Genomic DNA, 24,214 nt, shown 5'->3' on the forward strand with positions numbered 1-24,214 from the left:
ACCAACCATGAGCGACGCGACACCAAACGAAGACAGTCTCGACCAGTGGGCCGAGATGATGAACGAGATGAACCGAACGACCCTCGAAGCGTTCGAGGAGAGCGTCCAGATGCAGGCGCAGTTCGTCGAATCGTGGATCGACACGGTCGAAAACGACCAGGCGGTCGTCGAGACGATGGACGAAGGGCTCGAGGGCTACGCGCATGCCTACCAGACCTGGATGGACGCCGCAGTGCAGATGCTCGAGCGGACGAACGACGCCGTCGAAGGAGAAGATATCTCGACTGACGAGTTCCGAGATATCTGGCTGCGCGCCGCGAACCAGTCGTTCAAAGACGTCATGGAGACCAGCACCTTCGCTGCCGTCACAGGAGCGACTGTGAGCGACGTTCTCGAGTACCAAGAGAAGGTCGACGAGACGGCCGCCGAGACGCTGCACTCGCTCGGCTTCGCGACCAAGAACGACGTCCAAGAGATCGGTGAGCGACTGGTCGAGTTCGAACGACGACAGCACGCCGTCGAGAAGAAACTCGACCGACTGCTCGACGCCATGGAGTCATGAATCCGTTCACTGCAGCGATGAACTTCCAGCGCAAGCAGTTCGAGACTGCGGCCGAGGCGTTCGAAACGAATGCCTCCCTTCCGGCGCAGGTCGAGCGAGCGAACGCCGTCGAGGTCGGACAGACGCCGAGTGAGGTCGTCTACGAAGAGAACAAACTCCAGCTTCTCCATTACGAGTCGCAGACCGAATCGCAGTACGACGTCCCGATTCTCGTCGTGTACGCCCTCATCAACCGGCCGTACATCCTCGACCTCCAACCGGACCGAAGCGTCGTCCGCACGCTCCTCGAGAACGGGTTCGACGTCTACCTCATCGACTGGGGAGAGCCATCACTTCTCGACGCTTCACTCACGCTCGACGACTACGTCAACCGCTATCTGGAGAACTGTGTCGACGTCGTTCGCGAGCGCTCGGGACAAGATTCCATCAACGTCCTCGGCTACTGTATGGGAGGAACGATGAGTGCGATGTACGCCGCGCTCCACCCCGAGAAGGTTCGAAACCTCGGTCTGATGGCCGCGGGACTCTGCTTCGACCAGACGGGTGGCGTCCTCGAACGCTGGGGGGACGAATCGTACTTCACGCCTGAAGCCGTCACCGAGGCGTTCGGCAACGTCCCCTCCGAATTCCTCGACCTCGGGTTCGCACTGATGGACCCAGTGGGCAACTTCGTGACGAAGTACGTCCGCTTTTACGACAACCTCGAGGACGACGAATTCGTCGAGAACTTCGCGCGGATGGAACGGTGGCTCGGCGATGGCATCGACGTGGCTGGCGAGACGTACCGACAGTTCCTCGAAGACATCTACCAGTCGAACAAGCTCGTCAGTGGTGAGCTATATCTGGGCGACTCCCGCGTCGATTTGTCGGCGGTGGATATGCCAGTCCTCCAGATTACGGGCGAATACGACCACCTCATCCCACCGGAAGCGAGTACGCCCTTCAACGACTTCGTCGCCAGCGACGACACGGCCGTCATGGAGTTCCCGACCGGTCACATCGGGCTGTCGGTGTCGTCGAGTTCCCACGAGCAACTCTGGCCCGATGTCTGCGAGTGGTTCGCCGAGCGGTCGGCGACGGACGAGGCGACGACCCAATCGAGTGACGCTGACTCGTCGTCGCCCGTCGAAGAGATGGAGACGCCGGAACCAGACGCTGATGCAACCGCTCAGACCGACGACCTCGAAACGATCGACGGCATCGGACCGAACTACGCACAGCGACTCCGCGATGCGGGTGTGACGAGTCCCACCGACCTCGCGAACGCGGACGCGGACGCGTTGGTGGCGGCCATCGGCGTCGGCGCTGAGCGAGTCCAAACCTGGATCGACGAGGCGCGACAACGACTGAGTGAGTGACGCGTCAGAGCGTACACAGGACCGACGAGTACCAGTTCACTGGTGCGTCGCTCCGAACGACTGTTCTTCCCCTGTCTCGATGTGAATCGGCCCCGTCACTGGTTCCTGCTCACGATACCACGCGACAGTCGCGTCGATAGCCGTTTCGAGCGACGTCGCCGTTACGGCGTCGCCGAACGCGTTTCGGAACTTCGAGTCGTCGACGATGTACGGTGCTTCGAACGAGTATCGTCGTTCGACGAACTCCTTTAGCGGCGGCGAGTTGACGAAGCCGTCGAGCGACGAACTCACGGCCCCGCCCAGCGTCAGCAACGGCCCAGAGAGATAGACGATTCGGGGGAGAACCGGGTCGACCTCCGCGGCGTCGTAGACGAGTTCGACGAACTGTCGCGTCGAGACGGTTTCGGGATTCGGGACGTGCCACGCCTCGCCAAGTGCGTCGTCTCGTTCACCGAGGAGAACGAGGGCGCGTGCGAAGTCGGGGACGTAGGTGTAGGTGTGTGGAAGTTTTGGTTTCCCGAGGACCCTCGCAGGCTTGCCGTCGACCGCCTCACCGAACACCTGCTCGCCGACCACAGAGTTGCGGACGCGCGGTCCGAAGAAGTCGCTTGCGCGGCCGATGGTCGCCTCGATTCGCCCCTCGTCGTGGGCGTCGAGGACCATTCGCGCACACTCTGCGCGGGTTCTGCCGTTGGGGCCAGTGGCCGCATATGGCAGGTCTTCCGTGATTCTGTCGTCGACGTCGCCGTACATGTAGAGGTTCTCGGCGACGACCAGTCGCGCACCGGTGGCTTCGACACCTTCGACGATGCCGCGAGTCAACTCCGGAAACAGGTCGGGCCACAGGTCGTACGGCGGTTGCGCGCAGTGATAGACCACGTCGGCGTCTTCGAACGCCGCTTTCGCGAGAGCTGCGTCAGTCACGTCGATACGCCGATGCTCGGCCCCCACAGGGAGTTTGTCGGTGACGTGTCGCGCCACCACAGCGACGTCGTCACCACGTTCTCGGAGATGTTCTGCGACCGCGAGTCCGACCGGACCGGCCCCGACCACGACGTGTGTCGTCATACCATTCATACGCGCAGAATCGACATAGCGGTGTCTAGGGGGCGCACACCGGAGTCGTCAGGGAGGTTCTCGCCGACGCGACTCGTAGGGTTTATCCATACTGCTGAGGTAGTTGGCGGTACTATGGCCGACAAGAAGGCACGATCCGTTGGAAGTGCCGGGCGCTTCGGTGCTCGGTACGGCCGTGTCGCCCGCCGCCGCGTCAAGGAAATCGAAGCAGAGATGCGAAACTCGAAAGTCGACGGCGACGACGTCACCCGCGTCGGAACCGGCATCTGGAAGAACGAGAAGACCGGCGAGGTCTTCACTGGCGGTACCTACCGTCCCCAGACCCCCGCAGGAAAGCAGGTTCGCCGTTCCATCCGCGCCGCACTCACCGGCGAGTCGGAATAACCGAGTACCCTCGATTCCTCACATCTCACAATGAGCTACAAGTGTTCCCGGTGCAAACGCGACGTCGAACTGGACGAGTTCGGTGGCGTTCGTTGCCCGTACTGTGGGCACCGCGTCCTGCTGAAGGAGCGGACCCCCAACGTGAAAGAAGTCAACGTCGAGTAACGTGCGCCCCGCGCACAGCGCTTCTCTCGAGTTCGACTACCCCGACGAGCGGCGCGCACGCATCGTCGAACAGAGCGTCGCCGTCGAAGTCGGGGAGATAGACGACGCGCGGTCGCGTGCGCACGCCGAGCGCGATGGCCGGACTGTCGTGGTGACCGTCGACGCCGACGACATCGTCGCACTTCGCGCCGGGGTAAACACGTGGATTCGCCTCGTAGAGACCGCAGAAGCCGTCGCAGTCGCGAGCGAGAATCGTTCCCAAACTGCGTAGCAGACCGCGGGTGTTTTAGGGCCGGCGTCCCGTCGGTTCGGGTATGCAGGGAAGTCTGCCGCCGGAAGCGCAAGAGAAGCTCGAAGAACTGCAGAACCTTCAGGAGACCGCACAGAGCGTCTCCGAGCAGAAGCAGTCCTCCGAGACGGCACTCAACGAAGCTCAGACGGCGCTCAACACGCTCGAAGACGTCGATTCTGACTCGAAGATGTACCGCGAAGTCGGTGAACTCCTCATCGAGACGGACTACGAGGCGGCTCAAGAAGACCTCGAAGAGAAGGTCGAGAACCTCGAAGTTCGCGTCGAGCAGCTGACGAAGCAAGAAGAGCGCGTCCAAGAGAAGTTCGAGAGTCTGCAGGAAGAGCTCCAGCAGATGCTGCAGGGTGGCGCAGGCGGTGCCGGCCCGATGGGCCCCGGCGGCGCATAAATGCCACAGCCGACGGACGAAGAAGTGGTCCAGACCGCCGCCGAGGCGGCCGAGGGCCTCATCTTCGCCCGGTTCAAGCAGTCGCGCGTCACTGACTTCGACGTCACTGTGACGTTCGAAGACGGCGTGCTCGACGTCGACGTGTACATCAACGCACCCGACGACGCCGACGACGCCGAAGCGGTCGCCGACGAGGCGGCCCGAACGGCACAGGAAGCCGTGGACGAACTGTTCGCGGCCGCCGACGAAGAGTAGGGTTTTCTGCGGGCACCCCCCGCGTCTCGCTCGACCGGTGAGCGACGCGTCGGTCGTCACGAAACTAGTACTCCACCATCGTCCGATGATTTTTCCCACGAACGACGAATCAACGCCACAAATCGTCGTTTTCGTTGTGATAACCGAACCCCAACCGGGTTGGGACTGTCCAATCGTCCGATACAATTATCAGTAACAATGATGTATGTTACCCCATGTCAATCAGGCGTACTCCGAGAGGGACGACTGCGTTGGACAGACTGCGAGAACGCTACACTGACGCCGAGCGCGTCTGTTCTTCGTGTGGATACGACGACGTGGACGGCGAGTGGTCCGCCAAGACGACTGGTTCAGACGTCTTCTATCGGCACATCTGCCCGAGTTGCGGTGCCATCGAGACCCGGACGCTCTCGCTGAAGTAAGTGCGACGAGGCGGATTCTCTCGTCGTTCGAATCTACGTCTGTGAGTGACGACGAAACCAAGAAAACAGCGTCCCGCCTACGCCAGCAAGAACACGAGTAGACTGACGGCCATCGACGCGAGGATGACGGCGAGCGCCAACGCACCCCCCATCGAGACGACGGCGTTGGCGTGGCTCGCGAGCGTCTCGGTGCGGTCGTTGCCGAAGATGGTCACTTCTGCACGCTGGGTTGCCATCCCTGCAGAGACTGATTCGCGGTCCGAGAGCGCCTGCTCGACGAGGCCCTCGATGGTCGCCAGCAGTTCGTCTTGGTCGATTGCCGCGCCGACCTGGTTTTCTGCTTCGACAGTGTTGACGATGTGCGTGTCTGTCGTCATGACTTCGGCGACGTCGGCCAGTGCGTCCGGTCCCTCCGTCAGCACGTCTACGATGTAATCTCGGAGGCCGGGTTCCATGTTGTTCCCGTCGATGAGGACGTACGCCGTCACCTGGTCGTTCACGTCCGTCACAGCGACTCGGATACCGAGGGGGCCGATTCCGTCCCGTGGAATCCAGTCGGTTTCGTCCCACGCCGTCCCGAGTTCGAGCGCACCGTCCGGCAACTCACCGAGTTCGTCGCCCGCGATACCCGCCGCAGATATCATGTCGAACGAGCGTTTGCTTCCGGGGGTGACGTGGCCGAGGTCTGGCCCCTGGAGTCCGTTGTTGCAGTTGTGAGCGTCCACGAGGAGGACGTTTTCGAGGCCGGTCGTCCGGGCCTCGGCGGACGCCGAGAGGCCGACAGCGTACTCCACGTCGTCTGCAAACAGGGGCGCGTACGTCGAGACGAGAACGGCGTCGTCACCGAATCGCTGGCCGAGCATCTTCGCGTCGCCGGAGGCGACACGGACGCTCTCTGTGGCCTCGTCGGTGTATTCGATGGTCTCGCAGGCGGCGTCGGCGGCGTCGAGAACCACGTCTACCTCGCGTTCGGTCACGAGGTTGAAGTCGTGGCCGGCAGTCGCGTGGGGCGGGAACGCGAGGCCTTCGGACCGTCGCGCGACTCGTTCGGGGAAGTTCCCGCCGCCGATTTCGCCCATCGGTCCTGGGTGAATCATCGGGAGGACGAAGCGTGCCTTCTCGGACCCGTCCTCGCGGCGGAACGAGAGGACGGTGACGGGGACGATTGCCTCTTGGCCCAGTTGTTCGAAGAAGTCTTCCAGTTCTCGCGTCCCCTCGGCGACGTGGCCGATGAACCCACGGATGAAGTCGAGAACCGACACACCGAGACTGCGTCGCCACGGGCGGTCGACGACTTGAAGGAAGGCGTAGACACCGAGTGAGTAGACGACGCACATGATAGCGAGCAGTTGGAAGTGACTGAGTGCGATAGCCGAGAGTTCGGGCGGGGCACGGTCCGGCCGGGCCAGATACGGCAACAGATACGCATCGAGGATGGGGCCACCCACCTCGAAGAAGGCCAGCGTCCCGCTGTAGACGAAGAGCAAGGCCGCCGCCGTGAGCGTCTGGATACTCGCCGGGACCGCCGCGATGAGGAGTGACGACCGGGAGACTGCCATGACGATGAGCAATCGGAACGCGAACACCGACGCGAGGGCGACGACGAGTGCGTCGAAGACGAACCGCTGTCCGAGGCCGGTGAACACCGAGATGATGGCCGCGACCGTGACGAAGCCGACGATGATGACTTCGCCCGCCAGTGCGAGGAGTGAAGAACGATTGTGCGTCAGTTTTCCGCCGACGAATCGGTCGACGCCGGTGGTTCCGAACGCCGCGACGACCGTCGGGATACCGATAAAGAAGATGCCTTCCCAGGCGTCTCGGCCGAGGAAGAAGATTCCTCGCCACGAGCTTTCGAGGTCACCCGAGTCGAACGCCGCGATACCGGCCATCGCGGCGACGAGCAAGGCGAACCCGAGACTCGTGTACCACTTGGGCGCGCGGAAGATGAACCGCGACAACCCGGCGAGGTCGCTCTGCGTGGAGGTCATTTCCCGAATAGACTGAGTCGAGTGGGGTAAATCCCTCGTATTATTCCGGCCGGAAAAGGATGATAGATAGAAGACCGCCAAGCAGGCGGGCGATTTTCCGACCACAGACGACGACGTGGTGAGCCGACCGCAAACGACGGAGTGGTGGTTCCGACCGTAGACAACCGAGCGGTGGGCCGACCGACCGTCTACTGCTCGCAGATAGCGATGAAGTTCTCGAAGACTTCCTCACCCTCGTCGGTGTGGGCCACTTCGGGGTGCCACTGGACGCCGTAGAGGTTGCGGTCGGTGTCGCTCATCGCTTCGATGGTACAGACGTCGCTCGTTGCGGTGTGGGTGAACCCTTCTGGGACCTCTTTCACTTCGTCGGCGTGACTGGCCCAGACACGCGTCTCGGGTGCGAGAGAGCCAACGAGTGGGTCGTCTTCGTCGAGGATTTCGACGTCGACGTCGGCGTAGCCGCCGTAGTCGCCGGAGCCGACGCGGCCGCCGAGTTCTTCGGCGAGAATCTGCATCCCGAGACAGATACCGAGAATCGGCACGTCGAGGTCGAGGTAGTCGGCACAGCGACCGATGCGGTCCATATCTGGGCCGCCGGAGAGGACGATGCCGTCTGCGTCGATATCTTCTGGAGCCGTGTCGTTGTCGACGAGTTCGGTGTCGACGCCGAGGTCACGGAGTGCGCGCCGTTCGAGGTGGGTAAACTGCCCGTGGTTGTCGATGACGACGATGCGGGTCATATCTCGGGTTGGACTAGCGTGCCTAAAAGTGGTTCGAAGACCGGTCGAGATGCGCGTATCCGTGCATTAGATTAGCATATCGACGCCCGTGGTGCTCGGTGGTCACTCGGTGTCGGCGCGTTCGAGGGCCGACTGAAACCCCATCTCCTCTAGCTCTTTCGTCCGTCGCGCTTCACGTGCAGCGATGGCCTCCGGGTCGGGCGAGGCGTCGTCGTCGATGCGAGCGAACGACTTGTGGACTTTCGTGTGGCACCACCGGCAGAGTGCGACGGTAATCTCGTGTGACGGGTCGCCGCCGCTGTGACTGCCGTACGAGAGGTGATGTTCTTCGAGGAGGGGTCGGGCCGTCGAGTCGTGTGCCATGCGGACTTCTTCGATGCCACAGCGGGTACACTCCCGGCCGTTCGTCGTGGACGCGTAGTGTGGACAGTCTCGAAACTCGCAGTCCTCGGCGGCGGCGACGCACTCGTAATCGAATCGTGCGCGCTCACGCGCGAACTCGGGGTCTCGGTCAGCGTACTCGCGAGCGAGGCGACAGTTACCGTCGCTCGTGAGGTGGTCACACCGGCCGGCGTGGTCGTAGGGGTCGTCGACACCTACGGGTGTGCCTGTCGGCGTCTGCTCCATACTGTGGGTGTGGTCAGCGCGAGTGTAAACGTTGCTTTCGAGAGAGTCGGGTCGAGAGAACCAAGGCGAGGAAATCGACCTGTCCGTACGGCAGGCCGAGCAAATCGGCCGACACCGGTCGGGACCACAGCCAGCGATGGTTTCATCATGTAGACGGTCCAAAAAATACCTGTGAGGCTCGTACACCGACAGAACGGCGACCAATCGACGCTCGCGTCGAACGTCGAAACCGCCGATTCGTTCCTCTCGAAGGCCCGCGGGCTGATGTTCCGTGGGTCGGTCCCCGACGACTACGCTCTCGTGTTCAGATTCGACGACGCCGACCGACACAGTCTACACATGGTGTTCGTCCCGTTCGACATCGACGCGCTGTGGCTCATCGGAGACGAAGTCAAGCAGAAAAAGCGCCTGTCCGCGTGGACGGGTATCGGGTTCGGGATGGCCGACACCATCATCGAACTCCCCGCTGGGGCCGCAGAAGACGTCGAACCCGGCGACCTGGTAGAACTCTCCGAGTAATCGGCCGGTTCCTCCACCGACGAGACACCAATAACTGTCGGAACCATCTCTTTTATACATTCGACAACATATGTGTTCACTTACTATGTCGGAACCTACCACACCGACGGAGGATAGAGTAAGTCGTCGCGAGACGGCTGGCTGTGAAATTCGACGGTTCTAACCTACAAGGACACGATTCTACCGTGAATAATCGATTCGGGAAGACCCCCGAGCTACGCACTTCTGATTCGGTACAGCTGTTAGATACTACGCTTCGCGATGGCGAGCAAGCGCCCGGCGTCTCACTGACACCGGGCGAGAAGGCAGATATCGCACTGGCACTCGACCGCGCCAAGGTGGACTACATCGAGGCGGGGAGTGCCTGCACCGGCCCCGGTGAACGCGAGACCATCAAACGCGTCACGTCGCTCGGTCTCGACGCGACGGTGACGAGTTTCGCACGGGGCGTCCAGAACGACATCGACCTCGCGCTCGACTGCGACGTCGGCGGCATCACGCTCGTCGTTCCGGCGAGCGAACGCCACATCGAGTCGAAGGTCGGGACGACCCGCGAGGGCGTCCTCCAGACGACCGACGAACTCGTCGCGTACGCCAAAGACCACGGCCTGTGGGTCGAGGTCATCGGCGAAGACGGCTCTCGCGCGTCACTGGAGTTCTTAGACGAGTTAGCCCAGGTCTCTCACAACGCTGGCGCAGACCGGTTCTGTTTCGCCGACACGGTCGGCCACACCAGCCCCGAACACACCTACGAGGCCGTCTCTCGCGTTGCCGAGTACGGACCGACGTCGACCCACACCCACGACGACCTGGGACTCGCGATGGCCAACGTCCACGCGAGTCTCGCCGCGGGTGCGGACCTCGTCCACACGACGGTCAACGGCATCGGAGAACGTGCTGGCAACGTCGCGCTCGAAGAGGTCGCAATCGCGCTCCATCACTGCTACGACGTCGAGTCGGTCAAACTCGACGAACTCTACGGACTGGCGCAGAAAGTCGCCCACGCGACGGGCGTCGCGCTCCCGCCGAACAAGGCAGTCGTCGGTCAGAACGCCTTCACGCACGAAAGCGGCATCCACACCGACGGCACGCTCAAAGACGACGCGATGTACGAACCGTACTCGCCGGAGACGGTGGGGCGCGAACGTCGCCTCGTCCTCGGAAAGCACGCTGGCCGTGCCGGCGTCAAAGCCGCTCTCGACGAACACGGTGTCGATGCGACGGACGAAGACGTCGCTGCGGTCGTCAAGCGAGTGAAAGAACTCGGCGACCGAGGGAAGCGCGTCACCGACGCGGACCTCCTCGCGTTCGCAGAAGACGTCCAGGGCCGCGAGCGTGACCGGACGGTCGAACTCCTCGACCTCACGGCAGCGTCCGGTGGCGGTACGCCGACGGCGAGTGTCAGACTCAACGTCGACGGCGAAGAACGGGTCGCCTCGGGCACCGGGTCCGGTCCGGTCGACGCCGCAGTGAAAGCAGTTCGGCAAGCACTCGGCCCCGACGCAGACGCACAACTCGACGAGTACCACGTCGACGCCATCACCGGCGGCACCGACGCCGTCGTCACCGTCGAAGTGACCATGTCGCTCGGAGACCGAAGCGTCACCGTCGCCGCGTCGGACGCGGACATCACGCGAGCGAGCGTGCAAGCGATGGTCGATGCGCTCGACCGACTACTCGAAAAGAGTCAGGGCACGCTGGAACCTGCGTCGGCAGACGACTAGCGCGTCTCTGTCGCGTCTGGCGTCTCTGTCGCGCCGAGTACCGCGCGTTCAACGCGTCTCTTTTGCGACGAGGTAGGTCCATCCACCTCGGCGCTCGAACCCGATGGCGTCGTCGCCGAGTTTCGACTCTGCGTAGTCGGCGACGCGACCCGTTCGGACCGTCGTGACGTCTATTCGGCGCGTCTCACCGTCTTCGCTCGTATTCGTGTTCGCCGCATTCGCGCTCATACAACTGCAATCGGACGGAGATGATATGTATCGAATCCTAGGAGAGTGAAAGTGAAACCGAAAGACAGCGGCGGGTGGTGTCACGAGTTAGCGTATCAGGGTGTTCCGACGTCGTATCGAAGCCAGACGAGCCCATCGTGGAGTGACTCGACCGACTGTCGACGAAGTTCGACAGCCTGTGGTTCGAGTCCTGCCGCGGGGTCTGGCCCACGACAGAACGTCCGTGCTGACTCACCGCCGACGAGTCGCGGGTGGACGAGAACGCTCACCTCGTTTACGAGCCCACCACGGAGAAGGATTCCAGAGAGCGTTCCGCCGCTATCGACGAGAATCGTCTCGCTGCCGAACTCGGATTCGAGCGTCTCGAGTGCAGTCTGCAGGTTGACTCGGTCTGCTCCCGCTTCGATGGCTTCGATACCCACCTGTTCGAGATACGTTCGGTAGTCTTCTGGCGTCGAGTGGGAGACGAGCGCGACGCCTCGGCTCCAGAAGGGGCTTTCGAGGAGGCCCCGCCAGTTTCTGATTCGGCCGCGGCTATCGGGGACCACCAGTAGTGGACAGCCCTCGTTTTGAACCTCGAACGGATCGAGCGCGTCAGGGTCGTCGGCCGGCGGCGCGTCCTCGTTTGCGAGGAGCGTCTCGCTCCCGACGAGGTGGACGTCGGCATTCCACGTCGCTGCGAGTTCGTAGAACGTGCCGATGTCTGCGGGGAACCCTTCGATTCGGCCGTCGAGACTGACGGCGTTGTGGACGACGACGTGAGCCATACGAACCGTAGGTCGTACACGGGCAAATGGACACCGCGGCGTACTCGGCCTCTGACCTCTGGACCGCGTCGTACAAGGCCCCGGAGAGACGATGTCTCACCGTGACCGACGCCGCCTTCGTCGTCGATATCAAGCCCTCGGCCCGCCGGACCAACGGCGCAGTGGGGACGCTCGTCAACAAACGCGGGAGGCGTCACGTGTTCAGTTCGCGTGACGACGCGGAGATGTGGGCCAGTGGACTGTCGAGTCGCGGCGGCGTCGCTGTCTGGATTCGCAGTGCCGACCCGCGAGACGAGAGTGATACCGACGCGTATCTCGTCGGGCGGCGTCACCGGGAACCGACACTGGCAGGGGCGTACGACAAACGCCGGCGGCGGTTGCGGAACGGAGAGAGTAGCGAACAGTCTCACTTCGAGATGAGTCAGGAGGAGTCTGCGAAGTCAACTAATCGCTGACAGGTTTGGGAAGCGGTGCTGAATACAGCGCGTGTATCGGCTAGCAGCGATAGTCGTCTTCGAGACGGTGGGGTTGGTCTATACAGCGACTGGAGTTACCAACGGGCATTCTCCAGAGGAACCATCGACGACTTTTGCACTCAACTTACACTACGGATGCCGGGGGTGAGGTGGCAGCAAACACACCTGACGCTGTCGGTGTGACACCCCAGAGGGGGACACTCGCGTACACTAATCTGTTGTTGAGACACACCGTCCGTCGCTCCTCACCCACCAGCGGGCGATACAATCGCTATGCATCTAGAGGTCACCGATATCGATACCCAGTGTACGCATGAGTTCTCAGCTTCGCAGCGATACCGGTGGTACGACACTGTTTATCTGTGGTGTCGTTCACCGACGGTGGCTGGTCGTTTCGGGGTTCATCGAGGAGCCTCCGATACGAGTGGCGGAGAACGCACGGTATTTAAAATCCTTAAAATGAGTCCCGCAACGTTACTCCGGCCAGTCAAGAACTACTCAATATGACTGCTAACCGACCTCCGAACTTGAATCAGTCATCACGGGAAGAGACCTCCCAGATGTCCACCTCACGGCGAGATGTGATCGCTGCCAGTGGCGCTGCAGTCTTGGGGTCCGTTACGGGGTGTCTGGGGCAGAACACTAGCCAGGGTACCGAATCGAAGGAGCCCGAACCGCCCTGGACCACGGAGGCGCTCGCCGACTACATCGACGGTGACGAGACGATTACCATCTACACGTCGACCGGGTCCTCCGACGAGTGGTACGACGTCATCGAGGTGATAAACGACGAGTTCGGCACCAGTCTCGAACCCAACGTGTTCGCGAGTTACGGGAGCAAGGTCACCCAGCGGTTCATCCAGGAGCGCCAGGCAGACAACGACAAGGCCGACGTCCTGAGCAGTCCGAGCGGCATCGACGAGCGGATGACGATCACTGCCAAGGAGGAAGGCAAGGAAGCGGCACTGGACATCGGTAAGAAGTTCTTCGAGTGGGACCTCGACAAGAACTTCTGGTTCAACGACGTGCTCGAGGACGTCCAGCAGTATCCGTTCTACGCGACGGCTTACAACGGCGGCCCAGGACTGGCGATGCCCATCAACGAGGAGATATTCGAGGAGCGCGGGCTCGACGTTCCACGAACCTACAACGACCTGTTCGACGACCAGTACGAGGGGCTGAAGACGACCATTTCCAGCAGCTACATCGCCGCGGACATGGTCGGTTGGATCATCAAACACCACGCCGAAGAGCGGGGCGTGAGCGAACTGGAGTGGGCGAAACAGCTGAGCGACCACCTCGAGTTCGTGGGCGCGAGTTCCCACACGGCCGCCGCACGGGAGGTCCGCGACGGCAACGCGCCGATGTCGCTCTACAACTGGCCGACGGTGCTGGGGCCGTTCGCGGGCGATGACTCCCCGCTCAGAGCTGTCTTCCCCGAGGACGTCAAAAGCGACATGAACGGGTCGCCGGTGGCCATCAACAAGAACGCCCCCAACCCGTGGGTCGCGCGCTTCTTCCTCAGCGCGTACCTCGAGGAGTCGGTCCAGCGGCGGCTGGTCACCGACGTCGTCAGACAGATTCCCTGCCGGCTCGACCTGGACTACTCCGCACAGGACCCCGGCGCGTTCACCCAAAAGCGGCTGAACACGGCGTTCGAGCCGGTGTCGTTCTGGGACACCTGGCAGACCGCCCAAGTCGGGCAGGAGGCGAAAGACAAAGGTGTATTCGACCTGTGAGGACCGATAATTCGATACCCTGCGGAATCCGGTAACCGCCCCACCATGACCGACGACCACCAGTTGACCGTTCGCGGCCTCGGCAAGCGCTTCAGCGACGCCTTCGAAATCGCCGGCGTCGACCTGACCGTCGGGTCAGACGAGATCGTGGCCCTGCTCGGCCCGAGCGGTTGTGGCAAGACGACGATACTCCGGTGTATCGCCGGCGTCGAGACGCCCGACAGCGGCGAGATCACCATCGGTGGCGAGACGGTCTACGGGGACGGTGTCTCCAGGCCTCCGGAAACGCGCGACATCGGGATGGTCTACCAGAACTACGCGATATGGCCCCACAAGACCGTCTACGAGAACGTCGTCTTCCCGCTGAAACACGCCACCCACGACGTTCCCCGCGAGCGCTACGAGGAGCGCGTCGACTGGATGCTCGAACTGATGGAGATTGCCAGCAAGCGAGACGACCCTGCGACGGACCTCAGTGGCGGCCAGCAACAGCGGACCGCGCTGGCCCGCGCGCTGGTCCACGGGCCCGACCTGTTGTTACTGGACGAACCACTGAGCAACCTCGACAAGGAACTGCGCAAGGGGATGCGGTACGAACTCCAGCGCCTCCAGCACGAACTCGACGTGAGTATGCTCTACGTGACGCACGACCAGGAGGAGGCGTTCTACCTGGCCGACCGAGTCGTCATCGTCAACGACGGCGAGGTCGTCGAACGGGGTGTCCCCGAGGAACTACACCGCGCCCCGAAGACGGCGTTCACCCGTCGCTTCGTTGGTGCACGCAACCCGTTCGAGGGGACGATCGAACCCGGTTCCGATGGGGGGTTGGTCGTTAGAACTGACCTCGCCGACGTCCCACTCGACCGGACTGACTACATGTTCAGCAGCGAGAACCCCGGCGACGTCGAGTGTTTCCTCCGTCCCGAGGACCTGATAGTCCGCGACGTCGACCCCGCCGGTCGGATGACGGCCGCGGACCGACCGGTCGAGACCAACGGGGTTGTCCAACAAGCAGCAAGCGACGGTGGCGAGACTGACGGGGCCATCCGACAAGCAGCAAGCGACGGTGGTGAGACCGGCGGGACCGTCCAGCAAGCAGCAAGTGACTGTGGTGAGACTGGCCCCACGGTGGACGGCCACGTCGAACTGATGGGGACGGTCGTTGCCGAGGGTATCCTCGGTGACCGCTACGAGGTGACGGTCGGGTTCGAGGGGACCGACACCGAACTCACCGTCCACTGTGACGACTACCGGGACTTCGCCCGTGGGGACCCGATACGGCTTGGGTTCGACCCAGGCGCGATGCAGGTCTACCGGACGACACCTGACCGAGAGCACGCCACGAGTACGACTGTGAACACGACCACGCAATGAGTTCGAAACGACCGCTGGCCGAGGCGGCCGCCGCCGCGTTCGACCGGCTCCCAGGAGTCGAAACCCAGTTCGACACCGACAGTGAACCGGTCAAAGGGGTGATCCTCGGGGTGGTCGTAGCCGTGGTGGTTGGGCTGACGGTCGTGCCGCTGGTCTTTCTCCTGTGGACGAGCGTGTGGTCGGGCTACCCTGGGGAGTTCGGTGCGCGATTCACCCTCGAAAACTTCCGTGCGGTGTACTTGGAGGGCTTTTTCCCAGTCGTCGAACTGGTCGCGAACTCGTTGATAGTCGCCGTCGGGATGACGGGGACGGGCCTGGTGTTCGGACTTGGTGCCGCCTGGTTGTTCGTGCGGACGAATCTCCCGACGAAAGGCGAGATGGAACTGGTTTTGCTGTCGTGCCAGACGATTCCGGGGTACGTCTACGCCATCATGTACGTCACGACCTACGGCGCCGACAACGGCATTCTCGCGACGGCCGTGCGCGAGGCGTTCGGCCTCGCGTCACTCCCAGTCGACATCTTCAACCCGTGGGCCATCGCCTTTATCGCCGGAATCAACGTCGTTCCGACGTTCTACCTGCTCACCGTCCCGGCGCTCCAGGACATGGACCCCGCCCTGGAGGAGGTGAGTCGCATCCACGGCGCGAGCGTGAGAGAGACCGTTCGCTCGGTCACGTTTCCGCTGATCAAGCCGGCGATTCTCTCGGGGTCGATCGTCATCTTCCTCTACGGGATGGGCGAGTTCGCCGTCGTCTCTATCCTCGGCGTACGCAACGGCTTCGACGTCTACTCGACGACCATCTTCACGGCGATCAAGGGTCGGTTCCCCGCCGCCTACGGGCAGGCGGCCGCGCTGGCGTGTAGCCTCCTCCTGATGATGCTCGTGTTCGTGTGGTACTACCGGAAGGTGACCAGCCGCAAGGAGGACTTCATGACGCTGACCGGACGGCGACACAACGCCCGCGTCTGGGACCTCGGTCGGTGGCGGTGGCCCCTCGCGGCCGGCATCTGGGCACTCCTGCTCGTCGTCTGGGTGGTCCCCATCGTCGCGCTCGTGGTGACGTCGCTCCACGTGAACTGGTACGGCGAGGTCGACCTGTCACAGTTAACGCTGGCCCACTACGTCACGGTGCTGACGGACCCGCAACTGCGAAAGGCGTTCGTCAACAGTCTACTCGTCGCCGGCGGCGGTGCGACGCTGGGAACGGTGTTGGTCATCGGTATGGCCTACTACACCGAGCGAACGAAAGCCCGCCTGCGCGGGTTCGTCGACTTCCTGTCGCTCACGCCGCTCGCCGTCCCCGGAATCATCACCGGCGCCGGTCTCCTCTTTACGTTCCTGTGGGTCGGGAAGATTCACCCCTTGCTCGACTGGTACGGGACGCTCGCCATCATCATCGTGGGGTCGGTCATGGTGTTCCTCCCGATGTCCTCGCGGATCGCCGTCGGGAACATCGTCCAGATACACGACGACCTCGAGGAGGCCGCCCGGGTCGCCGGCGCCAGTTGGCTCCAGGGGATGCGCGAGGTCTTCCTCCCGCTGTTCCGAAACACCGCCGTTGTCCTGTGGTTCTTCCTCGCGATGCATATCGTCCAACTGCTGTCGATCCCGATGATGACCTACACGTCGAAGACCATCGTGATACCAGTCAAACTCTTCGAGCTCTACACCTACGGCTCCGACATCACGCTCGTGGCCGCCATCTCCTCGCTGTTCATCCTGCTGACCGTCGTCTTCCTCATCGGACTCCGCCTCACCGGAATCACGTTCTACGAACTCGGCCAGCAATAATCAGTCTCCGACGGTCGCCCCGACTCGGACGTCGCCGTTCGTGACTAACGCCGGACGACTCAGAGCGTCGACTCGACGAACAGGTCTTCGAGGTCTCGGGGCTCGGACACGATTCCGTGGTCGACGGCGTAGGACTGCAGTGTCGACAGCGCCCGCCGGTTCTCGTCGGTCAGGCCGTACTCCCAGGGATTCTCTCCCATGATATCGTGTTGGCGCTCGACGTGCTGGTTCGCCCACGCCAGTGGGAACCACCGAGGTTTGCTGAGTCGGCCCAGACACTGTTCCAGGGACTCCTCGAACGCCTCGTAGAGTTTGTTCGCGACCCAGGGGTAGCGCTCGAGCAGGTCGTCGCTGACGACGACCGTGTGCATCGGCGGGAAGATACCCGTCTCCCGGTAGTAGCCCTCCTCGACCGCCTGCGAGTCGTCGAGGACGCGCTCGATCTTCGTGTGGTCGAACGAGGGGCCGTCCTGTGCCCGCCGGTCGGAGTCGCCACCGGTCAGCGGGCGGTGAATCGGGGTGGGCACGAACACGGCGTCGAGTTCGCCTTCGACGAGCAGTTCCCCGAGCGCGGCAGACGCCCGCCCGGAGCGGTCGTGTCGGACGACGTCGAACCGGTTGGGAATATCGACGGGGACGATGTCGCTCTCGGGCTTGACGGTGTGCCAGGTGACCGACGCCAGGTCGACGCCGTAGTGTTCGGCCACGGTCCCGCGCTGCCAGATTCCCGTCGTCGTCTGCCAGTGGACGAGCCCGACGTCCTTGCCCTCGAGGTCAGCGAGGCCGAAGTCGTCGTCGGTCCGCCGGAAGATAAACGAGTGGCGGAACTTCCGGTAGGGAAAGACCGGGATGGCGGTGAAGGGGTACTCCCGGTCGGCAGCGACGGACGAGAGGTACGACCCCAGCGACAGTTCGCAGGCGTCGAACTCCCCGTGGCGGACCATCCGCTCGAAGCGCTCGGGGTTGTGATAGTCGACGACGTGGAGGTTCGTCCCCTCGGGTTCGACCACTCCGTCCCAGAGCGGTCGCGTCCAGTCGTACTCCGTACAGGCGAGCGTGAGGTCGACGGTCATCGGCCCGGAGTTCTCCCGCGGGGCACAAGTCGTTTCGGACCCTTCCCGCCGTTCGACACCAGGTCCCCACGTTTATGCACCCATGGGACGGACCCGCAGGCATGAGAGACCTCCGCGAGTTCGTGGCCGCGATCGAAGAGCGCGGTCAGCTCGAACGCGTCTCGGGAGCGGATCTGGAACTGGAGATCGGCGGCATCTCGAAGATCGCCCGCCGCGACGAACTCGGGACAGCGCTGCTGTTCGGTGACTTCGAGGGGACGGTGCCAGGTTCTCGGGTGCTGACGAACGCGCTCGACACGCCGTTACAAGTGACGCTCGCGCTGGGTCACGAGCCGACCTCGGACATCCGCGAGGCGGTGCTCGCACAGAAGGAGACAGCCTCGGAGATGAAGACGCGGCCGGTCGAGGTGGTCGAGGACGGCCCAGTCTTCGAGAACGTCCAGCGCGGCGACGACGTCGACCTCACGGCGTTCCCGGCGCCCCGATGGCACGAGAACGACGGCGGCCGCTATATCGGGACCGGCGACGTCGTAATCACCGAGAGCCCGGACGGCGACGACCGCAACGCCGGCACCTACCGCGTGCAGGTCCACGGGCCGAAGACGGCGACGCTGAACATCAGACCGGGTCGCGACGCCGACCGCCACCGACAGGCGTACTTCGACCGCGACGAGCCGTTCCCGGCGGTCATCTCGCTCGGGCACCAGCCCGACCTCTTCATGGCCGCCAACCAGCGCTTTCCCTCACACGTCGACGAGATGGAATACGTGAGCGCCCAGCGCGACCAGCCCCTCGAAGTCGTCGAGGGCGAAGTCTCGGGACTCCCCATCCCCGCACACGCGGAACTCGTCGTCGAAGGCAAAGTCTGGCCGGACGCCGAGGAGATAACGGAGGGGCCGTTCGGTGAGTGGACGGGCTACTACGGGGCGGGCGAGACTCAGCAGCGCCCGTTCGAGATCGACCGGATCTACTACCGTGACGACCCGATAGTCCTCACGTACAACAACGTCCCGATGACCGCGACGGCGATGTCGACGATTCGCTCGGGGGCGGCACTGTGGCACCAACTCGAGGAGGCCGGCATGACGGGTATCGACGAGGTGACGACCATCTTCCCAGGAATCTGGTTCCAGGTAATCTCCATCGAACAGCAGTACCCCGGCCACAGCACGCAGGTCGGGTTGCAGGCTATGTCGCTCCCGGCGGGCTCGTGGGAGGGTCGAATCACCATCGTCGTTGACGAGGACATCAACGTTTACGACTTAGACGAGGTTCTGTGGGCGACTGTGAGCCGGTGTGACCCCGCCGAGGATATGCAACTGATCGAGAACTGCGTGAGTTCGCGAATCAACCCGCGGCTGTCCGCCGAGCAGGAGAAGTCGGGCGACCACACCAAGAGCCGCCTGTTCTTCGACGCGACGAAACCCTACCACTGGAAAGAAGAGTTTCCGCCGGACACGAAACTCGACCCCGACATGGAAGCCGACCTCAGAGCGGAGTGGAGCGACCTGCTCTCGAAGCCGTGACTCGGGAGCCTGCGGTCAGGTGGAGTCGGCCGACGCGACGGTCTCGAGTTTCGAGAGCACGTCCTCGAGGGGCGTGACGTCGGCGTACCGCAGGTCCATGTCGAACAACGCCACCTCGTGAGTGAGGGTGACGGCGTCGGCCACGCACTCCGGCGGGACGATGGTCCGGAAGCCACTGGAGTGGCTGTCGACGACCGTGGCGCGGAGACAGCCGCCGGTGTTCGTCCCGCAGACGACCAGCGTGTCGACCCCGTAGTAGTGAAGCAGGTTCGCGAGATGCGTGTCGAAGAAGGCGCTCGCGCGGGGTTTCTCGACGACGTGCTCGCTCTCGCGCGGTTCGATTGCCGGCGGGAGCCGGTCGAGTTTCGCCACCCAGTCCTCACGGTCGCGGTCGGTGGTGGCGTCGTCGGGGGTGCGGTCCGACGACGCCGACCCCTTTATCGGGACCGGATATCCCTCGGGTAGCGACCGCCCCGACGGGACTGCGTAGAAGACGGGGACGTCGACTGAGCGCGCAGCGTCGAGCAGCCGGGCCGTGTCCGCGACGCAGTCCGGGGTGGTTCGACGCCCGTCGAGGAACGCCTCAGTCGCGTCCACCACGAGCAGTGCCGGTCTCTCGCCCCAGCCGACACGGTTGCCGTACCGCGACTGCGATTCGAGGTACGCCACGTCCGACGCCGGGACGATATCCGGGATGTACAGGTCGCTGTCGTCGCTCATAGCGGGCGGTTGTCGACCAAGTGCCATAAAGCGCCGGGGGCAGGACAGCGACATCCCCGTGACTTAGGGCCCGGTCGACCGTATCGTCCAGCGATGGACGGCGCGAACGGGAGGACAGTCGACAGCCGACCTGCCGACTCGACCGACGAACGAACGCCCGAGACCGGCGAGGTCGTCGTGGTGCATTACTCACGGACTGGGACCACGGCACAGGTCGCCGCGGACGTCACTGCCGCGCTCGAAGCGGGCGCGGGGACAGACTCCGGTGAACAGGTCGACCCGCGAACCGAGCGAATCGACCCCCGCCGGGAGCGCTCGTACTGGAACTGGCTCGCACGTTCGTTCGTTCCGGGGTCACGGGTCTCCATCAGACCGGTCGATATCGACCTCCGCGACGTCCGGGCGGTCTTTCTGGGCACACCCAAGTGGACACTCTCGTGTCCGCCCGTCACCGAGTTTTGCCGGCGAGTCACCTTCGACGAGACCCCAGTCGGGGTCTTTCTTACGTACGGCGGCTTTGACGAGGAACGGTACGCTCGGTCGCTCGCCGCAACGCTCCGCGACCGGGGCGCTGACGTCCGCGCAACGCTGCTCGTCCAGCGCGACGAGGTCGGGTCCGGTAGCTATCACGACCAGGTCGAACGCTTCTGCGAGCGCGTGCTATTCTGACTACCCGTCGGCCTCGCGCAGTTCGAGGACGTAGCCGTCGGGATCTCGGGCGAGGAAGATGCGCCCGCCCCACGGCACCTCGCGAGGTTCGACCAGCAGTTCCCCCGGCCGCTCGTCGAGTTCGCGCTCCATCCGCGCGTAGACGTCAGCGAGCGGTTCGTCGACGACCAGCACGACGACGGCGCCGTCGCCGCGCTCGCTTCCCGGCGGCGAGAGACCAAAGGCCGCCAGTTCTTCGGGGTCGAAATCCGCCTCTATTTTCAGTTCGCACGCGCCGGTCTCGTAGGCGACGCTGCCATTGCTGACCGTCCGTGGTTCCAACCCCACCGCCACCTCGTAGAACTCGCGTGCGGTCGCCAAGTCGCCGCTCGTCAGAAACAACTGTGCGAGTGTCGCCATGTGTCCCGCGTCGTCGGGCGCACCCAAATAACACCGGTCTCGACGCGCCCGAGTCCTGTGTCAGCGGACCGCGCTCAACTGGTCGACGTGGAGAAAACTCGTCCCGGCCGTGGCGGCAGCGGCCGCGTCGCCGTCGGTCGCACCGACGTAGACGCCGTTTCCGGGCGTCGCGTCGAGTCGGGCGAACACCTCGGCCAGTCGCTCCCCCGACGCGCCCCCCTCGACAGACGAACACGACAGGGTGTCGGGGAGCGAACCGGCGTCGAACGCTCCGTCAGCGCCGACCACCACGGCGTCGAACGCGTCGAGCGCCGCGGGGTCGGCGGTGAGGGTTGACGGCGACGAATCGTCGACGGTGAGTCTGACGCTGTCTCCGGGGCCGACCCGGAACAGTGACCGGAGCCGAACGGGGGCGACGACCTCGACTTTCGTCGGAGGGTACCCTGGGACGAGCGGCCGGAGTACGGCAGCGCGGACGCCGCCGACCCGACACGCCGTCAGGTCGACGCCGTCACAGTGGTCGTTGCCGACCTCGTCGAGCGACGCGGTCGGAGCCGGTCGCGTCGTCTCCGCGTCTATCTCGAGGTTGAGGGTGCCGTGGAACGGCTCGAAGCCGAGAGCCGCCCCGAGGGCGTCGTCGACCGCCGCGACGAACCCGGCGGCGGTCCCCGAGCCAGTCGTGAGCATTCCGTGCACAGTCTCGGAGAGGAGTGGGACCGGCTTGAATCGGTCGGTGGTGGCCTCCCGCCTGCGTCGTTTCCCATGGAAAGAAGTATTCCGTTCGAGTGCGAACGTCGGCCGATGACCGACCGAGTGATCGTCGGTGTGACCGGCGCGACTGGGCAGATATACGCGGTTTCCGCGCTTCGGTTGCTGGACGAGACGGACTACGAGGTCCACCTGATTCTCTCGAACGCGGCGAAGGTCAACCTCCGACAGGAGAGAGACCACTCCGTCGGTGACGTGACGGAGCTGGGCGACGTCGTCCACGACGTCGACAACATCGGTGCGAGTCCGGCCAGTGGCTCGTTCCGGAACGACGGGATGATAATCACGCCGTGTTCGATGAAGACGCTCGCTGAGATCGCACACGGCCACAGTCGCAACCTCATCACGCGGTCGGCCGACGTGGCGCTCAAGGAACGCCGCCCGCTCGTCCTCATGCCCCGCGAGACGCCGTTCAACCGCATCCACATAGAGAATATGCTGTCGGTCACGGACGCCGGTGCCATCGTCGTCCCGCCGTTCCCAGCGTTCTACCAGAACCCCGACTCTATCGAGGCGATGGTCGCCAACACGATGGCCAGAGCGCTGTCTCACCTCGGCGTCGACGTCGACTACGAGGAGTGGCAGGGGCTCGGGAGATGAGAGACGACGAACGGCGAGAACCGGTGGAATGAACGAGGGGACCAGCGTCGTTGCTGTCGGTTACCTCGAACTTCTCCTCCGGCCCGTTCGTACATGTCTGGGTAGGGAGCGAACACCACGGTCCCCGAAACCACCCGTTCTTCACCGGTCGCAGTGTCGAAACCACGAACCGAGACGTGGGTGTCTGCTCCCCCGTGGAACAGCGGCGCAACGTCGACGATGAACTGTCAGATATTCACGTACTCGATGGGTGGTTCACTTTTTCGAACGGTCGACGAGTGCGACGAGAAATCTCACGTGGGTACACTCACGTCACGCGGGGCGAGAGACAGTCGTCTCTCGAGGGGTGACGGTCGGAAGAAGCGCCGAGGGTGAGATTTGAACTCACGTGTCCGAATGGACAGTAGATTTCGAATCTACCGCCTTGGCCGGGCTAGGCTACCTCGGCTTACATCGTCATCTCTCTCCCGGATAGTTTAATCCGTTTCGATTTACGAAGGCTTCGAGTGGTGTGACCGAGGGACGAAACCGTGGCTCGTCGGCCTCGCCGACCACTGTTACTAAGTCACACGAAGACGGGATTGTCGCATGGACATCGATACGGCGAGCGAGACGTGTACGCAGGTTCTCGACGCCATCTCGGAGGCCGTCATCGCCGAGCGGTCGTTCCTCGAGACAGTCCTCACCGGCGTTCTCGCCCGCGGGCACGTCCTCCTCGAAGACGTCCCCGGAACGGGGAAGACGCTCACCGCACGGAGTTTCGCGACCGCGCTGGGGCTCTCGTTTTCTCGCGTGCAGTTCACCCCGGACCTGCTCCCCGCCGACGTGACGGGGACCAACATCTACGACGAACGCGACCGGTCGTTCGAGTTCTCTCCCGGCCCCATCTTCGCAAACGTCGTCCTCGCCGACGAGATTAATCGCGCCCCACCGAAGACGCAGGCGGCCCTCCTCGAAGCGATGGAAGAAGGACAAGTCACCGTCGACGGAGAGACACACCCACTTCCAAAACCGTTCTTCGTCATCGCCACACAGAATCCGGTCGAACAGGAAGGGACGTTCACCCTGCCGGAAGCGCAAGTCGACCGATTCGTCGTGAAGTCAGCAATCGGCTATCCAGACCTCGATGGCGAAGTCGAACTGCTCCGGCGACGCGCCGGCCGCGAAGAACAGAGTCCGAGTATCGACCGCGTCCTCGACCGCGACTCAGTCGTCGCCATTCGACGAGCGCCAGAACAGGTCCGCGTCGACGACGACCTGTTGCGCTACATGGCCGAACTCACCCAGGCGACACGGTCCGACCGCCGCGTCCGTGTCGGCGTCTCGCCGCGAGGGACCCAGCGATTGTTCGAAGCCTCGCGCGGTCGCGCGGTCGTCGAAGGTCGGGCGTTCGTCACCCCAGACGATATCAAACGCGTCGCCCAGTCGGTCCTCGCGCATCGTCTCGTTCTGACCCCGGACGCTCGCGTCGAAGACGTGCAGAAAGCCGACGTGGTTCGTGGCGTCCTCGAGAAGGTGGCAGTGCCGACAGTCGAGTAGGGACGGGATAGTTCAGGGAGT

The 24,214-nt window shown here is 63.6% G+C and carries 28 protein-coding genes and 1 tRNA gene; 18 read left to right on the forward strand and 11 right to left on the reverse strand.

Annotation, left to right across the window (positions count from 1 at the left end; all coding sequences use genetic code 11):
• Positions 1–7: 7 nt before the first annotated feature.
• Positions 8–562, forward strand: coding sequence for a poly(R)-hydroxyalkanoic acid synthase subunit PhaE (locus GJR99_RS06110; RefSeq protein ID WP_151110286.1), 555 nt, complete (start codon positions 8–10; stop codon positions 560–562).
• Complete coding sequence (gene phaC / locus GJR99_RS06115) at positions 559–1,920, forward strand: class III poly(R)-hydroxyalkanoic acid synthase subunit PhaC (protein ID WP_151110288.1); 1,362 nt, start codon at positions 559–561, stop codon at positions 1,918–1,920. Before GJR99_RS06110 ends, phaC begins: the two co-directional genes overlap by 4 nt.
• 36 nt (positions 1,921–1,956) lie before the next feature.
• On the opposite strand, the gene GJR99_RS06120 is transcribed toward phaC, so the two are convergent.
• A complete protein-coding gene (locus GJR99_RS06120; protein ID WP_151110290.1) occupies positions 1,957–2,988 on the reverse strand; it encodes an NAD-dependent epimerase/dehydratase family protein in 1,032 nt (343 codons plus the stop codon).
• A gap of 123 nt (positions 2,989–3,111) precedes the next feature.
• Here GJR99_RS06120 and GJR99_RS06125 point away from each other — a divergent pair, with 123 nt between their 5' ends.
• The 6 genes from GJR99_RS06125 (at position 3,112) to GJR99_RS06150 (ending at position 4,921) form a co-directional block, all read left to right on the forward strand.
• Positions 3,112–3,381 (forward strand): eL43 family ribosomal protein, encoded by a 270-nt coding sequence (locus tag GJR99_RS06125; RefSeq protein WP_151110293.1) that lies wholly within the window; start codon positions 3,112–3,114, stop codon positions 3,379–3,381.
• Positions 3,382–3,411: 30 nt separating this feature from the next.
• The gene (locus GJR99_RS06130; RefSeq protein ID WP_151110295.1) at positions 3,412–3,546 is read left to right on the forward strand and encodes a DNA-directed RNA polymerase subunit P; all 135 of its coding nucleotides are present in this window, start codon (positions 3,412–3,414) and stop codon (positions 3,544–3,546) included.
• A gap of 1 nt (position 3,547) precedes the next feature.
• Positions 3,548–3,817, forward strand: coding sequence for a KEOPS complex subunit Pcc1 (locus tag GJR99_RS06135; protein ID WP_151110297.1), 270 nt, complete (start codon positions 3,548–3,550; stop codon positions 3,815–3,817).
• A 43-nt stretch (positions 3,818–3,860) separates the two neighbouring features.
• Positions 3,861–4,244: a prefoldin subunit beta gene (locus GJR99_RS06140; protein ID WP_151110299.1), complete on the forward strand. Its 384-nt coding sequence runs from the start codon at positions 3,861–3,863 to the stop codon at positions 4,242–4,244.
• Positions 4,245–4,499 carry a DUF3194 domain-containing protein gene (locus tag GJR99_RS06145; protein ID WP_151110301.1) on the forward strand — a complete coding sequence of 85 codons (255 nt, stop codon included), beginning with the start codon at positions 4,245–4,247 and terminating at the stop codon, positions 4,497–4,499.
• Positions 4,500–4,714: 215 nt separating this feature from the next.
• A complete protein-coding gene (locus tag GJR99_RS06150; RefSeq protein ID WP_151110303.1) occupies positions 4,715–4,921 on the forward strand; it encodes an HVO_0649 family zinc finger protein in 207 nt (68 codons plus the stop codon).
• A gap of 77 nt (positions 4,922–4,998) precedes the next feature.
• On the opposite strand, the gene GJR99_RS06155 is transcribed toward GJR99_RS06150, so the two are convergent.
• From GJR99_RS06155 to GJR99_RS06165, 3 genes are all read right to left on the reverse strand, one after another.
• Positions 4,999–6,912: a DUF2070 family protein gene (locus GJR99_RS06155; RefSeq protein WP_151110305.1), complete on the reverse strand. Its 1,914-nt coding sequence runs from the start codon at positions 6,910–6,912 to the stop codon at positions 4,999–5,001.
• A gap of 188 nt (positions 6,913–7,100) precedes the next feature.
• Positions 7,101–7,652 (reverse strand): GMP synthase subunit A, encoded by a 552-nt coding sequence (locus GJR99_RS06160; RefSeq protein WP_151110307.1) that lies wholly within the window; start codon positions 7,650–7,652, stop codon positions 7,101–7,103.
• A gap of 102 nt (positions 7,653–7,754) precedes the next feature.
• Complete coding sequence (locus GJR99_RS06165) at positions 7,755–8,279, reverse strand: DUF7097 family protein (protein WP_151110309.1); 525 nt, start codon at positions 8,277–8,279, stop codon at positions 7,755–7,757.
• 171 nt (positions 8,280–8,450) lie between these two features.
• Here GJR99_RS06165 and GJR99_RS06170 point away from each other — a divergent pair, with 171 nt between their 5' ends.
• Together GJR99_RS06170 and GJR99_RS06175 are read left to right on the forward strand one after the other, a co-directional pair.
• Positions 8,451–8,798: a DUF192 domain-containing protein gene (locus GJR99_RS06170; RefSeq protein ID WP_151110311.1), complete on the forward strand. Its 348-nt coding sequence runs from the start codon at positions 8,451–8,453 to the stop codon at positions 8,796–8,798.
• A gap of 185 nt (positions 8,799–8,983) precedes the next feature.
• Positions 8,984–10,522, forward strand: a complete 1,539-nt coding sequence (locus GJR99_RS06175; RefSeq protein WP_151110313.1) for a (R)-citramalate synthase — start codon at positions 8,984–8,986, stop codon at positions 10,520–10,522.
• A gap of 48 nt (positions 10,523–10,570) precedes the next feature.
• On the opposite strand, the gene GJR99_RS06180 is transcribed toward GJR99_RS06175, so the two are convergent.
• The gene (locus GJR99_RS06180) at positions 10,571–10,750 is read right to left on the reverse strand and encodes a hypothetical protein (protein WP_151110315.1); all 180 of its coding nucleotides are present in this window, start codon (positions 10,748–10,750) and stop codon (positions 10,571–10,573) included.
• A 95-nt stretch (positions 10,751–10,845) separates the two neighbouring features.
• The gene (locus GJR99_RS06185) at positions 10,846–11,517 is read right to left on the reverse strand and encodes a dihydrofolate reductase family protein (RefSeq protein WP_151110317.1); all 672 of its coding nucleotides are present in this window, start codon (positions 11,515–11,517) and stop codon (positions 10,846–10,848) included.
• 26 nt (positions 11,518–11,543) lie between these two features.
• Between GJR99_RS06185 and GJR99_RS17570 the strand changes: the two genes are divergently transcribed.
• The 4 genes from GJR99_RS17570 to GJR99_RS06205 all read left to right on the forward strand — a co-directional run bounded on the left by GJR99_RS17570 (position 11,544) and on the right by GJR99_RS06205 (position 16,899).
• Positions 11,544–11,972: a hypothetical protein gene (locus GJR99_RS17570; protein WP_225317601.1), complete on the forward strand. Its 429-nt coding sequence runs from the start codon at positions 11,544–11,546 to the stop codon at positions 11,970–11,972.
• Between the two features lie 602 nt (positions 11,973–12,574).
• Entirely contained in the window at positions 12,575–13,732 is a 1,158-nt protein-coding gene (locus GJR99_RS06195; RefSeq protein WP_151110319.1) for a type 2 periplasmic-binding domain-containing protein, read from the forward strand.
• Between the two features lie 45 nt (positions 13,733–13,777).
• Positions 13,778–15,106: an ABC transporter ATP-binding protein gene (locus GJR99_RS06200; protein WP_225317602.1), complete on the forward strand. Its 1,329-nt coding sequence runs from the start codon at positions 13,778–13,780 to the stop codon at positions 15,104–15,106.
• Entirely contained in the window at positions 15,103–16,899 is a 1,797-nt protein-coding gene (locus GJR99_RS06205; protein WP_151110321.1) for an ABC transporter permease, read from the forward strand. Before GJR99_RS06200 ends, GJR99_RS06205 begins: the two co-directional genes overlap by 4 nt.
• Positions 16,900–16,958: 59 nt before the next feature.
• Here GJR99_RS06205 and GJR99_RS06210 read toward each other — a convergent pair whose 3' ends face one another.
• Entirely contained in the window at positions 16,959–17,972 is a 1,014-nt protein-coding gene (locus tag GJR99_RS06210; RefSeq protein WP_151110323.1) for a substrate-binding domain-containing protein, read from the reverse strand.
• Positions 17,973–18,073: 101 nt separating this feature from the next.
• On the opposite strand from GJR99_RS06210, the gene GJR99_RS06215 reads away from it, so the two are divergent.
• Entirely contained in the window at positions 18,074–19,498 is a 1,425-nt protein-coding gene (locus GJR99_RS06215) for a UbiD family decarboxylase (protein WP_191967080.1), read from the forward strand.
• Between the two features lie 15 nt (positions 19,499–19,513).
• Here the strand turns inward: GJR99_RS06215 and GJR99_RS06220 are convergent, their stop codons facing one another.
• On the reverse strand, positions 19,514–20,218 hold the full coding sequence (locus tag GJR99_RS06220; RefSeq protein ID WP_191967081.1) for an isochorismatase family protein: 705 nt from the start codon (positions 20,216–20,218) through the stop codon (positions 19,514–19,516).
• 93 nt (positions 20,219–20,311) lie between these two features.
• Between GJR99_RS06220 and GJR99_RS06225 the strand changes: the two genes are divergently transcribed.
• Positions 20,312–20,887 (forward strand): flavodoxin family protein, encoded by a 576-nt coding sequence (locus GJR99_RS06225; RefSeq protein ID WP_151110329.1) that lies wholly within the window; start codon positions 20,312–20,314, stop codon positions 20,885–20,887.
• Here the strand turns inward: GJR99_RS06225 and GJR99_RS06230 are convergent, their stop codons facing one another.
• The gene (locus GJR99_RS06230) at positions 20,888–21,286 is read right to left on the reverse strand and encodes a VOC family protein (RefSeq protein WP_151110331.1); all 399 of its coding nucleotides are present in this window, start codon (positions 21,284–21,286) and stop codon (positions 20,888–20,890) included.
• Positions 21,287–21,346: 60 nt separating this feature from the next.
• A complete protein-coding gene (locus GJR99_RS06235; protein ID WP_225317652.1) occupies positions 21,347–21,973 on the reverse strand; it encodes a CTP-dependent riboflavin kinase in 627 nt (208 codons plus the stop codon).
• Positions 21,974–22,087: 114 nt separating this feature from the next.
• On the opposite strand from GJR99_RS06235, the gene GJR99_RS06240 reads away from it, so the two are divergent.
• Positions 22,088–22,654, forward strand: a complete 567-nt coding sequence (locus GJR99_RS06240) for a UbiX family flavin prenyltransferase (RefSeq protein ID WP_151110335.1) — start codon at positions 22,088–22,090, stop codon at positions 22,652–22,654.
• Positions 22,655–23,017: 363 nt separating this feature from the next.
• Here GJR99_RS06240 and GJR99_RS06245 read toward each other — a convergent pair.
• A tRNA-Ser gene (locus tag GJR99_RS06245) sits at positions 23,018–23,102 on the reverse strand.
• Positions 23,103–23,242: 140 nt separating this feature from the next.
• On the opposite strand from GJR99_RS06245, the gene GJR99_RS06250 reads away from it, so the two are divergent.
• Positions 23,243–24,193 (forward strand): AAA family ATPase, encoded by a 951-nt coding sequence (locus GJR99_RS06250; RefSeq protein ID WP_151110337.1) that lies wholly within the window; start codon positions 23,243–23,245, stop codon positions 24,191–24,193.
• The last annotated feature ends 21 nt before the right edge of the window (positions 24,194–24,214 follow it).

Origin of the sequence: Haloferax marinum (genome assembly GCF_009674625.1) — an archaeon.
Lineage (GTDB): Archaea > Halobacteriota > Halobacteria > Halobacteriales > Haloferacaceae > Haloferax > Haloferax marinum.

Excerpts from the sequence above, each read along its gene's own strand:
- GJR99_RS06110 (WP_151110286.1), top strand. The coding sequence starts at position 8 with ATGAGCGACGCGACACCAAACGAAGACAGTCTCGACCAGTGGGCCGAG.
- phaC (WP_151110288.1), top strand. The coding sequence starts at position 559 with ATGAATCCGTTCACTGCAGCGATGAACTTCCAGCGCAAGCAGTTCGAG.
- GJR99_RS06120 (WP_151110290.1), bottom strand. The coding sequence starts at position 2,988 with ATGACGACACACGTCGTGGTCGGGGCCGGTCCGGTCGGACTCGCGGTC.
- GJR99_RS06125 (WP_151110293.1), top strand. The coding sequence starts at position 3,112 with ATGGCCGACAAGAAGGCACGATCCGTTGGAAGTGCCGGGCGCTTCGGT.
- GJR99_RS06130 (WP_151110295.1), top strand. The coding sequence starts at position 3,412 with ATGAGCTACAAGTGTTCCCGGTGCAAACGCGACGTCGAACTGGACGAG.
- GJR99_RS06140 (WP_151110299.1), top strand. The coding sequence starts at position 3,861 with ATGCAGGGAAGTCTGCCGCCGGAAGCGCAAGAGAAGCTCGAAGAACTG.
- GJR99_RS06145 (WP_151110301.1), top strand. The coding sequence starts at position 4,245 with ATGCCACAGCCGACGGACGAAGAAGTGGTCCAGACCGCCGCCGAGGCG.
- GJR99_RS06150 (WP_151110303.1), top strand. The coding sequence starts at position 4,715 with ATGTCAATCAGGCGTACTCCGAGAGGGACGACTGCGTTGGACAGACTG.
- GJR99_RS06155 (WP_151110305.1), bottom strand. The coding sequence starts at position 6,912 with ATGACCTCCACGCAGAGCGACCTCGCCGGGTTGTCGCGGTTCATCTTC.
- GJR99_RS06160 (WP_151110307.1), bottom strand. The coding sequence starts at position 7,652 with ATGACCCGCATCGTCGTCATCGACAACCACGGGCAGTTTACCCACCTC.
- GJR99_RS06165 (WP_151110309.1), bottom strand. The coding sequence starts at position 8,279 with ATGGAGCAGACGCCGACAGGCACACCCGTAGGTGTCGACGACCCCTAC.
- GJR99_RS06180 (WP_151110315.1), bottom strand. The coding sequence starts at position 10,750 with ATGAGCGCGAATGCGGCGAACACGAATACGAGCGAAGACGGTGAGACG.
- GJR99_RS06185 (WP_151110317.1), bottom strand. The coding sequence starts at position 11,517 with ATGGCTCACGTCGTCGTCCACAACGCCGTCAGTCTCGACGGCCGAATC.
- GJR99_RS17570 (WP_225317601.1), top strand. The coding sequence starts at position 11,544 with ATGGACACCGCGGCGTACTCGGCCTCTGACCTCTGGACCGCGTCGTAC.
- GJR99_RS06200 (WP_225317602.1), top strand. The coding sequence starts at position 13,778 with ATGACCGACGACCACCAGTTGACCGTTCGCGGCCTCGGCAAGCGCTTC.
- GJR99_RS06205 (WP_151110321.1), top strand. The coding sequence starts at position 15,103 with ATGAGTTCGAAACGACCGCTGGCCGAGGCGGCCGCCGCCGCGTTCGAC.
- GJR99_RS06210 (WP_151110323.1), bottom strand. The coding sequence starts at position 17,972 with ATGACCGTCGACCTCACGCTCGCCTGTACGGAGTACGACTGGACGCGA.
- GJR99_RS06215 (WP_191967080.1), top strand. The coding sequence starts at position 18,074 with ATGAGAGACCTCCGCGAGTTCGTGGCCGCGATCGAAGAGCGCGGTCAG.
- GJR99_RS06220 (WP_191967081.1), bottom strand. The coding sequence starts at position 20,218 with ATGAGCGACGACAGCGACCTGTACATCCCGGATATCGTCCCGGCGTCG.
- GJR99_RS06225 (WP_151110329.1), top strand. The coding sequence starts at position 20,312 with ATGGACGGCGCGAACGGGAGGACAGTCGACAGCCGACCTGCCGACTCG.
- GJR99_RS06230 (WP_151110331.1), bottom strand. The coding sequence starts at position 21,286 with ATGGCGACACTCGCACAGTTGTTTCTGACGAGCGGCGACTTGGCGACC.
- GJR99_RS06235 (WP_225317652.1), bottom strand. The coding sequence starts at position 21,973 with ATGCTCACGACTGGCTCGGGGACCGCCGCCGGGTTCGTCGCGGCGGTC.
- GJR99_RS06240 (WP_151110335.1), top strand. The coding sequence starts at position 22,088 with ATGACCGACCGAGTGATCGTCGGTGTGACCGGCGCGACTGGGCAGATA.
- GJR99_RS06250 (WP_151110337.1), top strand. The coding sequence starts at position 23,243 with ATGGACATCGATACGGCGAGCGAGACGTGTACGCAGGTTCTCGACGCC.